This is a genomic window from Chryseobacterium sp. JV274, from assembly GCF_903969135.1.
Taxonomy (GTDB): Bacteria; Bacteroidota; Bacteroidia; order Flavobacteriales; family Weeksellaceae; genus Chryseobacterium.
This window is the reverse complement of the sequence record NZ_LR824569.1, coordinates 4,089,005-4,103,119: the sequence shown is the minus strand read 5'-3', so window position 1 is coordinate 4,103,119 and position 14,115 is coordinate 4,089,005. Positions and strand designations below refer to the sequence as shown.

Sequence of the window (14,115 nt, the reverse complement as noted above, 5' to 3'; positions counted from 1 at the left end):
CTGTAAGCAGCTCATTCAGTGGTGAATATTAAATTTTCTACGGCCACGATTTTCACTCATTTTTCAAAATTCATCATGAGTAGTAAAACTTCACAGTGCCGGGTGTTAAAATCTTTACCACCCCACAATAATTCACCTTTCATTGGTGAAGCAAAATTCACAATTACTCATCTTTTCATTCTAATACAACATAGGTTAATTAATGTTAAGGCCCTTATTTCTTCAAGATATATTGTTAAATTTGAGGTATGGAAAATTTTGGAAAAGATTTATTACGAAAAATAAAAAGTGTAGAGCTTCCTGGTGAACACGCCCATGGAGTTTTCTCACCTCCCTCCCGCCCCGTTTTTACTTATGATGAAGTATTGGCAAAGAATCCCAAATTTGCCGCGGTCAACATCCTTCTGTATCTGAAAGACAATGAATGGTATTTTCCATTGATTCAAAGAACGATTAACGAACACGACAGACACAGCGGGCAGATTTCACTGCCTGGAGGAAAGCGTGAGGAGATGGACAGAGATTTTGCGGAAACTGCAGTTCGGGAAACTTCCGAAGAAATTGGAATAGACAAACATTATGTAAGGATCATCAGAGAAATGTCTCCTATTTATATTCCACCGAGCAATTTTTATGTATATCCCTATATTTCTTATACTAAAAAGAATCCCGCCTTCGTTCTTCAGCAGACGGAAGCTGTGGAAACCATAGAATTTCCCATCACTTCCTTTCTAAACCTGTCTGGTACCCCCGAAATCATGGCACTGCCTAATGCAAACGGATATGAGGTTCCTGTTATCAATTTCAACGGATACATTATCTGGGGTGCTACAGCGATGATATTAAGTGAATTCAGCCAGTTGCTGAAAAAAATGTAACTTTGCACTACCGTGTTTAATTGAGAGATGGCGAAGAAAAATATTTTCACCGATGCATTCGGAACACCTTATTTTTTGAAAAGGTTTATTATTTTTATTTTAGGAGTTGTATCATACAGAAGATTCAACGGCTTTAATAAGTTAAAGATAACCGGAACAGAACACCTTGTGGATCTTCCGGATTCTAACGTACTTTTTGTATCCAACCATCAGACCTATTTTGCAGATGTGGCAGCAATGTACCATGCTTTCTGTGCTGTAAATAACGGATATTTAAACACGATAAAAAACCCGATCTACCTATTGAACCCTAAGATCGATTTTTACTATGTAGCAGCAGAGGAAACCATGAATAAAGGTATTCTTCCCAAAATTTTCAAAATTGCGGGTGCTGTAACAGTAAAAAGAACATGGAGAGCTGAAGGGAAAAATGTCAACAGAATGGTAGATATGAGTGAGGTAGACAACATTATGAAAGCATTGGACAATGGCTGGGTAGCGACTTTCCCTCAAGGAACTACTTCCGCTTTTGCACAGGGACGAAGAGGAACTGCCAAATTGGTGAAAAATCAGCGTCCTATTGTAATTCCAATCAAAATAAACGGATTCAGAAGAGCTTTTGATAAAAAAGGACTCCGCGTAAAGGTAACCGGTGTAAAACCTACGATGGAATTCAAAGCTCCTTTGGATATTGATTATGATAATGAAAAAGCACCGGAAATTTTATTGAAAATCATGACTGCCATTGAGCAGACAGAAGATTTCAACTTATTACACAGTTATGATGAAGAACTTAAAGCTAAAAAATTAGAACAAAAGGACTCAAATAATTAAAGTAATGACAAAAATTATGAACAAAATACTTGGAATCTTATTTGCAATCATAGTATTAGTTTCATGCAACAGCCAGAAGGTATATTCGGATTTTGATATCAGCTATTCGAAAAGTGGAGGCTATGCTCCTGTATATGAAAACATGCTTATAAAAGGGAATAATGTACACTACTCTTTTGAAGGGCAGGGTAAAAAATATAAACAGGATTTTAAAATTTCTGATGAAGATTTAAAAAAACTGGATCAGGTTCTTTCTCAGAACAATTTCAGAAGAATACAGGAAGACCGCAAAAAACTGTACGATAATATTTCAACTTCCATCAACATCAAGAAAGGTCCAAATGAAGGGAGTAAATCGGATGCCAGCATGATTATTCCGAATTACCAGACCAACTGGAACAACATTCTTGAAGTTTTCCAGCAGATCATTAATACTAATGTTAAAAAACAGTAAATACAATTGAAAACCCACTTCATTGCCATTGGCGGAAGCGCCATGCATAATCTTGCGATTGCATTAAAAGACAAAGGATATCAGGTGACAGGTTCTGATGATGCTATTTTTGAGCCTTCAAAATCCCGCCTGGAAAAGAAAGGAATTCTGCCTCAGGAAATGGGATGGTTCCCGGAAAAGATCACTCCGGATATTGATGCTGTTATTCTTGGGATGCATGCCCACCAGGATAATCCTGAGCTGGCAAGAGCAAAAGAACTGGGTCTGAAAATATATTCTTATCCTGAATTCCTTTACGAACAGTCAAAAAATAAAACAAGAGTTGTCATTGCCGGATCACATGGTAAAACAACCATTACTTCAATGATCCTTCATGTTTTGAATTTCCACCAGAAAGATGTGGATTTCATGGTAGGCGCTCAGCTTGAAGGTTTCGACTGTATGGTAAAACTGACTCAGGATAATGATTTCATGGTTCTGGAAGGTGATGAATACCTTTCTTCTCCTATCGACCTTCGTTCTAAATTTTTACTGTATCAGCCGAATATCGCTTTGATGAGTGGCATTGCATGGGATCATATCAATGTTTTCAAAACATTTGATGATTATATTGATCAGTTCAGAAAGTTTGTAGCAAGCATTACACCAGGTGGAGTTCTGGTATACAATGAAGAGGATCCGGAAGTAGTGAAAGTAGTGGAAAATGCAGAAAACTATTTCAGAAAAATCCCTTACAACACTCCTGAATATGAAATCAATAATGGTAAAGTGTATTTAAAAACTGAAATGGGAGATGTTCCGCTTTCTGTTTTTGGAGCCCACAACCTGTTGAATATGGAAGGAGCAAGACATATCTGCCGACAGCTTGGTATTATGGATGAAGACTTCTATGAGGCTATTATGAGCTTCAAAGGAGCATCCAAACGTCTTGAAAAAGTAGAAAGAGAAGATAAAGGAATACTTTATAAAGATTTCGCTCATGCACCAAGCAAGGTGAAGGCAGCTGTAAAAGCATTTACGGAGCAATTCAAAAATGATAAGAAATATGGATTTCTGGAGCTTCACACTTATTCCAGCTTAAATCCGGCCTTCCTTGAGCAGTATGATCATGCAATGGACGGCTTGAATGAAGCCATCGTTTTCTACTCTGAAGATGCTTTGAAGATCAAGAGAATGGAGCCTATATCTCCAGAATTTATCAAAGAAAAATTCAAGAATGAAAATTTAAAGGTTTTCACGAATGCTGAAGATCTTCATGCCTATTGGAATACATTGGATAAAACGGATGGTGTTTATTTAATGATGAGTTCCGGAAATTTTGGCGGTCTTGATTTAACAAAATAAATAAAAAAGCTTCAGCATATGATCTGAAGCTTTTTTATTAAGCATTATTTCTAGTTATTCAATCTTTTGTTGTTGACCAGCTCAATACTTTTGATAGATCCTACCGGTGAAATTTTTATCGTTTTGTTTCCTTTTGCCAGATAGATATAATACATACTGTTTGATCCTATCAGATGAACCAGATCAGAACTATCATCACTATAGTTTAATTTATAATCATATTTAAGTCTGTTCTCCTTTATTCTTTTCGTTAATGTCATCCCTTCTCCCATGCCTATTCCTACAAAGAAAGACAATAACATCATGGCCAGAAATCTTACAAACATATTGGTAAAATGATTCTCAATAGCCTCTTTACTCATATTTTCATGTTCTTTAAGAGAAGCCATTTTCAGTGCCCATTTTTTATTCTTATTACTTTGCTTTGATAAATAGGACGGAAAGGCAAATGAAGATACAACGATAACAAGCAGGGCAATCAGTATTACTGGATGAGCAGTTAAGGTAGCAATCGGACTTATTAAAATATCCATTATTGTTGAATATTTCAGAATATTAATGCCTATCTGATAGTAGAAGACACTCTCTTTAAGTATTCCCATTACAACAAGAAATAAGTATCCGAACGGGAGTGATTTTTGAATTCCTTCTGAAAATTTCATTTTTATTTTCGCTGATTTTAGTTTTTATATTTCACGAAAATAGAAAATTAACAGCAAATTGAAAACATATTGATCTATCTTTCACATTCTGTGATCAGATTTCTCAAAATTTCTTCTGTGGAAAGTTCACTATACTGATGAATAGACTGTCCAACCCAGATTCCAACAAATTCCGGATTTTGCAAAGATTTTGCAGCTTTACGCAGTGCATTGGTCAGCTTGTTCTGATAAGGATATGGTAAAATATATTCTGAATTTTCAACCGTTTCTATAAACTGATTTTTCACTCCTCTGGCATATCTTCCGGAAAAGCTTTTTGTTAAAACAATCTCTTCTTCCCGTACTTTTTTCAGTCTTTCTTTTTCAAAAGGCTGCAAAGCACTTTCCTGAGAAGCCAGCAGAAGATTTCCAACCTGGAATCCCTGAGCTCCTAAATCTTTAACAGCCTGTAGTGTTCTTGCTCCATAGATTCCCCCTGCATAGATCAAAGGAACATTTACATGATCATACACCTGTGACAGCAAAGATAAACCTCCGATCTGCGGAATGTGCTCCGCCTCAAAACTTCCCCTGTGGCCTCCCGCCTCTATTCCCTGAACACAGATGATATCAATACCTGATTTTTCAAGCTGCAAAGCTTCATTCACAGAAGTACAGGTTCCGATAAGGGTAATTTCGTTTTCTTTTAATTTCTGAATACTCTGATCATCCAGATTTCCGAATGTAAAACTCAAGATCTTACAATTTTCTTCGATGATGATATCCACCTGCTCATGATAAGGATGTATACTGATCGTCTCAAGTTCCGGAAGTTCTACCTCAATATTATTTTGTTTCGCCAGCTGCTCAAGGAACTGCTTCGTTTTGATAAACTTTTCTTTTAAAGCGTCGGTCACTTCAGGAATGTGATGTACAAATATATTGGCTGCAAAAAGTTTATCAGTCAGTTTTTTCGTTTCCCTGATCAATTCAACAGACTGATCCGCAGAAAGATCTGCCAGCGCCAGTGATCCCAGACAACCTGCTTTTGCAGCAGCTGCCACCATCTGTACCGTACTTACTCCAAACATCGGAGCCTGAATTACAGGGTATTGTATCCCTAGTTTTCTACTGATTGTATCCGGCCAAAACATAAGAATTATTTTTATTAAAATTTACGAAGAAAGTGACAATGAAAGTCATTCAATACCATGATATTCCTCAGTGAATTTAAAGTTCAACGTTTAAAGTTTAAGGGTTAGGGTTATTGAAAAACGTCTATTGCACATTGTGCAAGGCAAAATTTATTTTGCTTTCCTCAGTCCTTTATAGTGTAATTTTGATACTGGATCAAGCTTTTCTGTAGCGTAAGAAAATGTAACAGCAGACATTGTTTTAGCATAAGTAGTGAGAAAATCATGTAGTTTCTCCTGGTCTTTTTTTCCAGCCTCTCTGATCCAGCTTCCTACTGCTTTATTCACCAGTTCATTAGGATCATGAATAAGGATTTCTGCAAGGGCAAAAGTATCTTTTACATCATTTTTCCTGATAAACGCATGAGTGCTTACAATGGCTGTTCTCCTTTCCCACGGACTGTCGGAACAAGCAAGCTTATACAAGATATCTCTAGGCTTGTCAAAAAGATATTCTCCAATAATATTTCTGGCCGCCCTGTCTACAAAATCCCAGTTATTCAAACGGTCATGGCGATTCAGGTACAGATCAAAAAGGTCTTTTTTCTGATCTTCAGTCGTTTTTTTATTTCTGGCCTGGAAATCCATGATACTCACTGCCCCCATTCTTACTTCATAAAAATCGCTGTCAAGGAGTTTATTGACCTCATCCAAAGGCATAGCAGAAAACTCTTTAGCCATAGTAAAGACATCTCCGAATTTCACTCCGAAACTCTTTGTAATCCCATCATTTCCTTTGAAAAACTTCTCTACTTTATCGAGTTCTTTTTCATTCCTGAATAACGAGAGTGTTTGTATGAATTCCTGTGCAGTCATGGGTTATTATTCATTTAAAATCCCGCAGGTTTCACAATAACTCAGATTCCTGATCTGTGTTCATGAAACCTGCGGGAATTATTCATTTGTCAATCTGAAGATTAAATATCCGCTACGGAATTCAGCATTTTTTGCTCCCATTCAGGATCTTTAGGATCAAAGAATAATCTTTTCCCTGTATCCAGAGAACGGACAACATTCATTTCATCTTCTGTAAGTTCAAAATCAAATACATTAAAGTTTTCTTCAATTCTTGATGGTGTCACAGATTTTGGAATCACTACAAATCCTTCCTGAAGATGCCATCTCAGAATTACCTGAGCTACGGTTTTACCATATTTTTCAGCAATTGCTTTCAGATCAGGATTACTTAAAAGCTGGGCATTCCCATTTCCAAGCGGACTCCATGGCTGTGTTATGATATTATTTTCTCTGTCATATACCTGCAATTCTTTTTGCTGGAATACCGGGTGCAGTTCAATTTGGTTGATTACCGGCAACACGGTTGAATTGGCTTTTAATTCTTCCAGTTTCTCAATCGTAAAATTACATACTCCTATAGCTTTGATCTTTCCTTCCTTGTATAATTCTTCCAAAGCTTTCCAGGTTCCTAAAAAGTCTCCATAAGGCCAGTGGATAAGGTACATATCAAGATAATCCATCTGCAGTCTGTCTAATGTTCTCTGAAAAGCACTTTTAGCTTTTTCATACCCATGATCCTGAACCCATACTTTTGATGTGATAAATAATGCTTCTCTGCCTACTCCGCTATTTTTTACCCCGGCACCTACAGCCGTTTCATTCTGATAAATAGCAGCCGTATCAATCATTCTATATCCGCTCTGAATAGCTTTTATTACTGCATTCTCACATTCTTTCAGGTCTTCCATCTGCCATACTCCAAAGCCTAAAGCAGGAATATCCACTCCGTTATTTAAGGTTACCACAGGCTGTCCTGTATAGGTTTTCTTTTGCATAAGTCTTTATTTAATTATTAATATAAAGTGATAAACAAATTTGCAACAAAATTTTGAAAATCCCACCTACCAATTTTACTGTTTCTATTAAAAAATGGCTATGTAATGAGGTAATTCCAGCTTTCAGTTACTGATTTTTTTTTCTGATTTCTGGTTTCTAATTTACGGTCCAGCTGGCATTCCAACACTATTTTCTTTATTTTTGTTTAAATTTAAAAAATCATGTCACAAAATATCAGACTGGCTGCTGCAGAAGATTATCCAAGAATTATGGAAATCTGGGAATCGGCTGTAAAAGCAACTCACGATTTTCTTGCTGAAAAAGATTTCAATTATTTTAAAGAAGCCATTCCAAGAGATTATCTTCCTAACCTGGAAGTTTATTTAATCACTGAAGATAATGAAGCTAAAGGATTTGCCTCTGTAGCAGAAGGCAACCTCGAAATGCTTTTTATTCATAATGACACGCGTGGAAAAGGCTACGGAAAAACGCTTTATCAATTCATGAAAGAGAAAACCGGATTGACCAAAGTGGATGTGAATGAACAAAATCTTCAAGCCATCGGGTTTTATGAAAAAATGGGTTTCAAAAAAATCGGAAGATCTGAGAAAGACGGTTCAGGAAAAGACTATCCACTTATTCATATGAGTCTGTAAATGGAAGATTTTACTTTTAATCTATTAAATTCTGATTCGGAAATTCCTTATCATCTCTTGCTGCTGGCAGATGAAACCAAGGAGGCGATCAATCAATATATTTTCAATTCTGACATCTATCTTCTGAATAATGGTACTGAAAATATTGCTGTGATGGCACTGTACAAGAAGAGCAATAGTGAACTGGAAATTAAAAACGTCGCAGTGACTGAAAGTTGCCGAAGTAAGGGCATCGGAGGAATCCTGATGGATAAAGCAAAAGAAATTGCAAAAGAAAATCATTATAAAACACTGACTGTCGGAACATCGGATACCGGTTTCCAACAGATCAGATTTTATGAGAAAAACGGATTCATCAAAAATGGAGTTCTGAAAGATTTCTTTATTAAAAATTATCCAGATCCTATTTATGAAAACGGTTTACAGATGAAAGATATGATTTTACTAGTTCATCACCTTACGGAATAAACCTTTAATATGTTCAATTTCAGTTTGATAATTGGTTTTCTTACGGCATCCGAAGTACAATGTATTTTCAAATTTCTTCTTTCCTTCCCAGATTAACTGAACTTCACCGCTTTCGATATCGCTTCTGCATAGAAAATCGGGAACAACAGCTAATCCTGTTCCTCCTTTCAGACAACGGATGATGGAATTCATATTGGGAACAATATAATTGGGACGGAAATTGGGTTTATGACCAAAATTCAATATCCAGAACTGGAAAAGGTGTTCCATATCTCCGGTGGTTCCGTACCATTTTTCATTCTTCAGCCATCCTTCAATCTGCTCTGCATCTTTTGTTTTTAACATTTTATTGAAAGCAGCTTTATCCACATCTTTCCCTCCTACAAGAACGATCTGCTCGGAAGAAAATGCTTCATGCTCGATATTGGGTGAAGATCCTTTTTTCGGCGTAATGATAAGATCAAGAATTCCTTTGTCCAGCTGATCCAGCATTTCCGGATATTCTCCAAAACTGATAATCAGATTAAAAGGCAATGAAGAAACATACTGTTCCAAAGTAGTCTGAAACGTTTCAAAACACATTCCCACACTAATGGTAGGGGTATGTTTTTCTGTAGATTTCTGGAAGTTTTTTTCTACATCTTCCAGTTTGGTAATAGGTTCAGCAACGGCATTAAACAATACTTTCCCGCGTTCTGTAGGAATCATTTTTCTACCGGTCCTGTCGAATAGTTTGTATCCTACATAAGCTTCCAATGAGCTTAAATGCAGACTCACTCCCGGCTGTGATATGAATAAAGCATCAGCAGCACCCGTCAATGTCCCGGTTTTATATATCGCCTTAAAAGTACGATACCATTCTAAATTGACCATGATTTATTTATTAATATTCTGATGCAAATTTACAAAATAATTATAATATTAATACATTTTCATTCTTCAGAAATGAGGCATAATAATCAGGAATCCCGCTTTCCCATATCTGACGGACTGTTTCATCAATCGGATATGGTAATTGTACAATTTCAGGGGTGATTTTTTCTTCGTCTAAAGTCAGCACCAAATAGGAAGCCAGTCTGTTTTCTTCTTTAGAACGTCCTACAGAGCCACAATTAACAGCCCAGGTATTATTTTCAAACTGTTTTTTAAATGATAAATGGGTATGTCCCATCACCACAATATCAGCTCGGGAATCTTTTAGCATATTCTCAAAAACCTCATCATTTTCTGATTCATAAAGATAAGTATCATTACTTTCAAGACTGGAATGAACCAATTGAATATTCCAATGCTTTTCCCCTACTTTATAATTTAATTTTAAATGAAAAGGCAGCTCTGATAAAAACGTTTTATTCTCTTCTGTAATATGTTTTTTAGAATGATCGATTGCTATGAATCTGGCATTCGTCTCTTCTTCCGAATGCTTGGACAAAGGAACAACAGGAATATCAAAAGCAATTCTTTCATCATGATTTCCCATCAGGCAGGGAATGTTCAGGTTTCTTATTTTTTCTATCACTTCATTTCCCCAGGGTGCAAAATCCACCAGATCTCCTAAGCATAACTTCTGCCTGATTCCTCTCTGCTCAATATCTTTCAACACTACTTCCAGGGCAGGAAGATTTCCATGCACATCACTAAAAACCGCTATCTGTATCATTGTCCTTCAATTTGTTAAACAAATTTACATGACAGAAAGGAATTTCAGTTCAGATATGATATGACATTTTACCATTAGTGCCGTCAATGGTCAATTTTTGCTGCGCAAAGTCAATGGTGAATTGGCATACTCATAAAAATTCACAAGTGAAGCGGGTTGACTATTCACCATTCACTCTCGACCTTCAACTTAAACCAAAAATCCTGAACCAATTCAACTATAATTTTAATAATACTTTACTATAATTTATATTATTTTTATTATACAAACATCCATCCTAACTTTGCAGAGTAAAATTTAAACAATCATAAAAAAATGAAAAAAGTACTAATCATCAACGGAGGACAGAATTTCGGACATTCCGGAGGAAAATATAATCAGACTATTGCAGAAAATACATTAGCAGCCCTTAAAGAATTTGATAATGTAGAAGTGAAGATCACCAATGTAAGTGAAAATTATGATAAACATGAAGAAGTGCAAAAGTTTGTCTGGGCAGATTACATTATTTACCATACTCCAATCTGGTGGTTTCAGCTTCCGAACGGATTAAAAAGATATATTGATGAAGTTTTCACAGCAGGTCATGCAAAAGGAATTTATATGAGTGATGGAAGAAAGGCTGAGAATCCTGAAATCAACTATGGTACGGGAGGAATGCTTGGTGGCAGAAAATATATGCTGACTACCAGCTGGAACGCTCCTGCAACAGCTTTTACACTTCCCGGAGAATTTTTCAGTGAAACAAGTGTAGATGATGGACCATTATTTGGTTTCCATAGAATGAATGCCTTTGTTTCGCTGGAGAAAATGGAAAGTTTTCACTTCCATGATGTGGAGAAAAATGCTAATATAGAGCGTGATATGAAGCTTTACAGAGAACATGTAAGAAATGTATTTGAAAAAGAATTAAAACCAGAATTAGTATCATGAAAAAAATATTGATAACAGGTATTACCGGCTATATAGGAGGTACTATCGCTAAAAAACTGCTTGACAGAAATTATGAAGTAACCGGATTAGTTCGTAACGAAGCTCATGTACAGGAACTGGAATCGTTGGGCATCAAAACCATTATTGGGAATATCCACAATGAAGATTTAATAAAAACAGCCGTTGCCGGCGTTGATGCAGTAATCCATAATGCTGATTCTGCGGATGATGCTTATGCTGTGGATAATTTTATCAAAGCAATGGAAGGAAGCCATAAAACATTCATATTTACTTCCGGATCTGCTATTTTCGGAGGTAAAGAAAATGGTAAAAGAAGTGATTTTGTGTATACTGAAGATTTCCCTCTGACTCCAAGACTGGAAATGGCATCAAGGGTTCTCATTAACAATTATGTTCTTCAGTCCGTTCAAAAAGGGATAAGAAGTATCGTTATTGTTCCTACTATGGTTTATGGAGAAGGTCTTGGTATAAAAAAAGACAGTATCCAGATTCCGGCTTTGGTTAATTTTTCTCAGAAAAAAGGCCACGGTGTTTATTTTGGAGAAGGTGAAAATATCTGGTCCAACTTACATATTGAAGATTTGGCAGATCTTTATGTACTGGCCTTGGAGAAAGCGAAAGAAGGCTCTATCTATTATGCAGAAAATGGTGCTTCATCTTTAAAAAACATTGCCGGAGTTATCAGTAAAAAATACAACCTGGAACCAGCCCAATCTTTAAGTATACAGGACGCTGTTGACAATTTCGGTCCTGCAGGCGGCTACTTCGGCTTTGCATCCAACAGCAGATGTAATGCAGACAAAGCCAGAACAGAACTGGAATGGAAACCTATCTATAACTCAATTGAAAATTTTATTTAATATGAAAATTCATCTTACAGCAATTATAAAAGCCAAAGAAGAACATCAGCCAGAGGTATTGGAAGTTCTTCAGAATATGGTAAAAGAGACAAGAAAAGAAGAACCATGTGAGCTTTACAGCCTCCATCAGGGAATTGAAGACAAAAACGAATTTGTTTTCTATGAAATCTGGAAAAGTAAAGAGGGACTGGATCAGCACAATCAACAGCCTTATATTCAGGCTTTCGGGGCATTGGTAGATGAAAAGCTTCAGGAAAAACCACAGATTTATATTACCAATATCATTTAATAATGAAAAAATTAGCGTTTTTAATGCTGGCGATCTTCACGATAGGATTCGCTCAGGCACAAACTAAAAAATCAAAAAATATGAAAAAGAAAATCTTATTCGTCGTAACCAGCCACGATAAAAAAGGCAGTACTGGTGAAGATACAGGATATTATCTGGGTGAAGTTTCTCATCCATGGGAAGTTCTTCACAATGCAGGATATGAAATTGACTTTGTAAGTCCGAAAGGCGGAACTCCTCCGGTAGACGGATTCGATTTGAAAGATCCTGTAAACAAAGAATTCTGGGAAAACAAGGAGTACAAGAACAAAATTGACCATTCTATGACACCCTCTCAGGTAAACCCGAAAGAGTATTCAACCATCTTTTATGCAGGAGGACATGGAGCCATGTGGGATTTTGCAGACAATAAAGACCTGGCAGATATCGCTTCAAAAATCTACGAAAACGGAGGTATTGTGGCAGGAGTATGTCATGGTCCGGCAGGATTGGTAAATATCAAACTGAATAACGGGAAATATCTTGTAGACGGAAAAAAAATCAATGCTTTCACTAACGAAGAGGAAGCTGAAGTAAAATTAACAGATGTAGTTCCTTTCCTATTAGAAAACAAGCTGAAAGAAAGAGGAGCACAATTTGAAAAATCAGGGCTTTGGCAGAACCATGTAGTTGCAGATCAAAGAGTGATCACAGGACAGAATCCTCAATCTGCAAAGAGAGTTGGAGAAGCTATTTTAAAAGAATTAAATAAATAAATAAATAAATAGCAAATAATTTTACCACAAAAGTCACAAAAGTTTTAAATACTTAAGTAAATAAAGTTATGATACAGGCTGTTGATAAGAACACTTAAGTTTTTGAAAATCTCCGATTTTCACGAATACTACAATTGAAACATCGAGAATTCCCCTCCACTGGAGGGGTGGCGAAAATTCAAAGAATTTTTGACGGGGTGGTTTACATATAACAATTTTAAAACAAAATGGAATACAGAAAATTAGGAAATACAGATCTAGAATTATCAGCAATCACACACGGAGCTTTTGCTATCGGAGGAAATATGTGGGGAGGAAATGAAAAGCAGGACTCTATCAACTCTATACATGCATCATTGGATCATGGAGTAACTTCTATCGACACGGCACCTTTCTACGGTTTCGGATTGAGTGAAGAAATGATTGGTGAAGCAATCAAAGGAAAAGACCGTTCAAAAATTCAGCTTTTAACAAAATTCGGATTGGTCTGGGACGGAAGCAATAACGGAAAAGGAGAATTTTTCTTTGATGCTGAAGACGAAGGAAAAGTAATTCCCGTATATAAATTAGCTTCCAAAGAAAACATCATCAAAGAAGTTGAGGAAAGCTTACAAAGATTAGGGACAGATTATATTGACCTTTTACAGCTTCACTGGCCGGACAGCACCACTCCTATCGGTGAGACAATGGAAGCTATGGAATTATTAATCCAGCAGGGAAAAATCCGTACTGCAGGGGTAAGCAACTATAGTGTAGCTCAAATGAAAGAAGCTAACAGAACTTTAAAGCTTGCCAGCAACCAGGTTTCTTACAGTATGCTGAACCGTGCCATTGAAAACGACCTTGTTCCCTATTCTTTGGAAAACAATTCAGGAATTATCGTATACAGCCCAATGGAAAGAGGTCTTTTAACCGGTAAATATTTTAAAGAAACCCAATTAAAAGATAACGACCACAGAAACGGATATTTCTCGCAGTTTGATTTGAATAAAGTGAAAACTTTCTTAGAAAAAATTGAACCTATTGCGCAGGAAAAAGGTGCCAGCCTTTCTCAACTGGTATTAAGATGGACTACACTGCAGCCGGCAATTACAGTAGTACTGGCAGGAGCAAGAAACGCACAACAAGCCATCGAAAATGCAAAAGCTATGTCTATTGACCTTTCTCAGGAAGAATTGAACATCATCAATTCAGCTTTGAGCGAAATTTAATACAAAAGCTGGAAGATAGAAGTTATTGATGCCGGATAACCAATAGATTGGTTTACAATTTAACTTCAATTGTCATTCCGACGAAGGAGAAATCTCTTTGTCACATGCAGAAAAACGCAATAAA

17 protein-coding genes are annotated in these 14,115 nt (G+C 36.5%); 11 read left to right on the top strand and 6 right to left on the bottom strand.

Annotated features, from left to right (window positions below; genetic code table 11):
- Positions 1-248 precede the first annotated feature (248 nt).
- From CHRYMOREF3P_RS19025 to CHRYMOREF3P_RS19010, 4 genes are read left to right on the top strand one after another with little or no spacing between them, the layout of a single operon-like run.
- Entirely contained in the window at positions 249-878 is a 630-nt protein-coding gene (locus CHRYMOREF3P_RS19025; RefSeq protein ID WP_077414149.1) for an NUDIX hydrolase, read from the top strand.
- Positions 879-905: 27 nt separating this feature from the next.
- Positions 906-1,712 (top strand): lysophospholipid acyltransferase family protein, encoded by an 807-nt coding sequence (locus CHRYMOREF3P_RS19020; RefSeq protein WP_047373745.1) that lies wholly within the window; start codon positions 906-908, stop codon positions 1,710-1,712.
- A gap of 16 nt (positions 1,713-1,728) precedes the next feature.
- Positions 1,729-2,166, top strand: a complete 438-nt coding sequence (locus CHRYMOREF3P_RS19015) for a hypothetical protein (protein WP_077414268.1) — start codon at positions 1,729-1,731, stop codon at positions 2,164-2,166.
- Positions 2,167-2,172: 6 nt separating this feature from the next.
- On the top strand, positions 2,173-3,510 hold the full coding sequence (locus tag CHRYMOREF3P_RS19010; RefSeq protein WP_180565258.1) for a UDP-N-acetylmuramate--L-alanine ligase: 1,338 nt from the start codon (positions 2,173-2,175) through the stop codon (positions 3,508-3,510).
- A gap of 50 nt (positions 3,511-3,560) precedes the next feature.
- Here CHRYMOREF3P_RS19010 and CHRYMOREF3P_RS19005 read toward each other — a convergent pair whose 3' ends face one another.
- The 4 genes from CHRYMOREF3P_RS19005 to CHRYMOREF3P_RS18990 all read right to left on the bottom strand — a co-directional run bounded on the left by CHRYMOREF3P_RS19005 (position 3,561) and on the right by CHRYMOREF3P_RS18990 (position 7,137).
- Positions 3,561-4,172 (bottom strand): hypothetical protein, encoded by a 612-nt coding sequence (locus CHRYMOREF3P_RS19005; RefSeq protein ID WP_077414145.1) that lies wholly within the window; start codon positions 4,170-4,172, stop codon positions 3,561-3,563.
- Between the two features lie 74 nt (positions 4,173-4,246).
- Entirely contained in the window at positions 4,247-5,305 is a 1,059-nt protein-coding gene (locus tag CHRYMOREF3P_RS19000; RefSeq protein ID WP_180565257.1) for an NAD(P)H-dependent flavin oxidoreductase, read from the bottom strand.
- A gap of 150 nt (positions 5,306-5,455) precedes the next feature.
- Positions 5,456-6,160, bottom strand: a complete 705-nt coding sequence (locus tag CHRYMOREF3P_RS18995; RefSeq protein WP_180565256.1) for a DNA alkylation repair protein — start codon at positions 6,158-6,160, stop codon at positions 5,456-5,458.
- Positions 6,161-6,261: 101 nt separating this feature from the next.
- Positions 6,262-7,137: an aldo/keto reductase gene (locus tag CHRYMOREF3P_RS18990; protein WP_180565255.1), complete on the bottom strand. Its 876-nt coding sequence runs from the start codon at positions 7,135-7,137 to the stop codon at positions 6,262-6,264.
- Between the two features lie 222 nt (positions 7,138-7,359).
- On the opposite strand from CHRYMOREF3P_RS18990, the gene CHRYMOREF3P_RS18985 reads away from it, so the two are divergent.
- The gene (locus tag CHRYMOREF3P_RS18985) at positions 7,360-7,794 is read left to right on the top strand and encodes a GNAT family N-acetyltransferase (RefSeq protein WP_180565254.1); all 435 of its coding nucleotides are present in this window, start codon (positions 7,360-7,362) and stop codon (positions 7,792-7,794) included.
- On the top strand, positions 7,795-8,262 hold the full coding sequence (locus CHRYMOREF3P_RS18980) for a GNAT family N-acetyltransferase (protein WP_077414135.1): 468 nt from the start codon (positions 7,795-7,797) through the stop codon (positions 8,260-8,262).
- Here the strand turns inward: CHRYMOREF3P_RS18980 and CHRYMOREF3P_RS18975 are convergent.
- On the bottom strand, positions 8,239-9,135 hold the full coding sequence (locus CHRYMOREF3P_RS18975; RefSeq protein WP_077414133.1) for a LysR family transcriptional regulator: 897 nt from the start codon (positions 9,133-9,135) through the stop codon (positions 8,239-8,241). The two genes, CHRYMOREF3P_RS18980 and CHRYMOREF3P_RS18975, sit on opposite strands and share 24 nt — an antisense overlap.
- Positions 9,136-9,175: 40 nt before the next feature.
- Complete coding sequence (locus CHRYMOREF3P_RS18970) at positions 9,176-9,922, bottom strand: metallophosphoesterase family protein (RefSeq protein WP_180565253.1); 747 nt, start codon at positions 9,920-9,922, stop codon at positions 9,176-9,178.
- 315 nt (positions 9,923-10,237) lie between these two features.
- Between CHRYMOREF3P_RS18970 and CHRYMOREF3P_RS18965 the strand changes: the two genes are divergently transcribed.
- The 5 genes from CHRYMOREF3P_RS18965 (at position 10,238) to CHRYMOREF3P_RS18945 (ending at position 13,991) form a co-directional block, all read left to right on the top strand.
- Positions 10,238-10,855 (top strand): NAD(P)H-dependent oxidoreductase, encoded by a 618-nt coding sequence (locus CHRYMOREF3P_RS18965; RefSeq protein ID WP_180565252.1) that lies wholly within the window; start codon positions 10,238-10,240, stop codon positions 10,853-10,855.
- Positions 10,852-11,736 (top strand): NAD-dependent epimerase/dehydratase family protein, encoded by an 885-nt coding sequence (locus CHRYMOREF3P_RS18960; RefSeq protein ID WP_077414127.1) that lies wholly within the window; start codon positions 10,852-10,854, stop codon positions 11,734-11,736. The genes CHRYMOREF3P_RS18965 and CHRYMOREF3P_RS18960 overlap by 4 nt, the downstream gene beginning before the upstream one ends.
- 1 nt (position 11,737) lies before the next feature.
- Positions 11,738-12,025 carry a putative quinol monooxygenase gene (locus CHRYMOREF3P_RS18955; RefSeq protein WP_077414125.1) on the top strand — a complete coding sequence of 96 codons (288 nt, stop codon included), beginning with the start codon at positions 11,738-11,740 and terminating at the stop codon, positions 12,023-12,025.
- 2 nt (positions 12,026-12,027) lie between these two features.
- Positions 12,028-12,780, top strand: coding sequence for a type 1 glutamine amidotransferase domain-containing protein (locus tag CHRYMOREF3P_RS18950; RefSeq protein WP_198424139.1), 753 nt, complete (start codon positions 12,028-12,030; stop codon positions 12,778-12,780).
- 227 nt (positions 12,781-13,007) lie between these two features.
- On the top strand, positions 13,008-13,991 hold the full coding sequence (locus tag CHRYMOREF3P_RS18945; RefSeq protein WP_180565251.1) for an aldo/keto reductase: 984 nt from the start codon (positions 13,008-13,010) through the stop codon (positions 13,989-13,991).
- Positions 13,992-14,115: the final 124 nt, after the last annotated feature.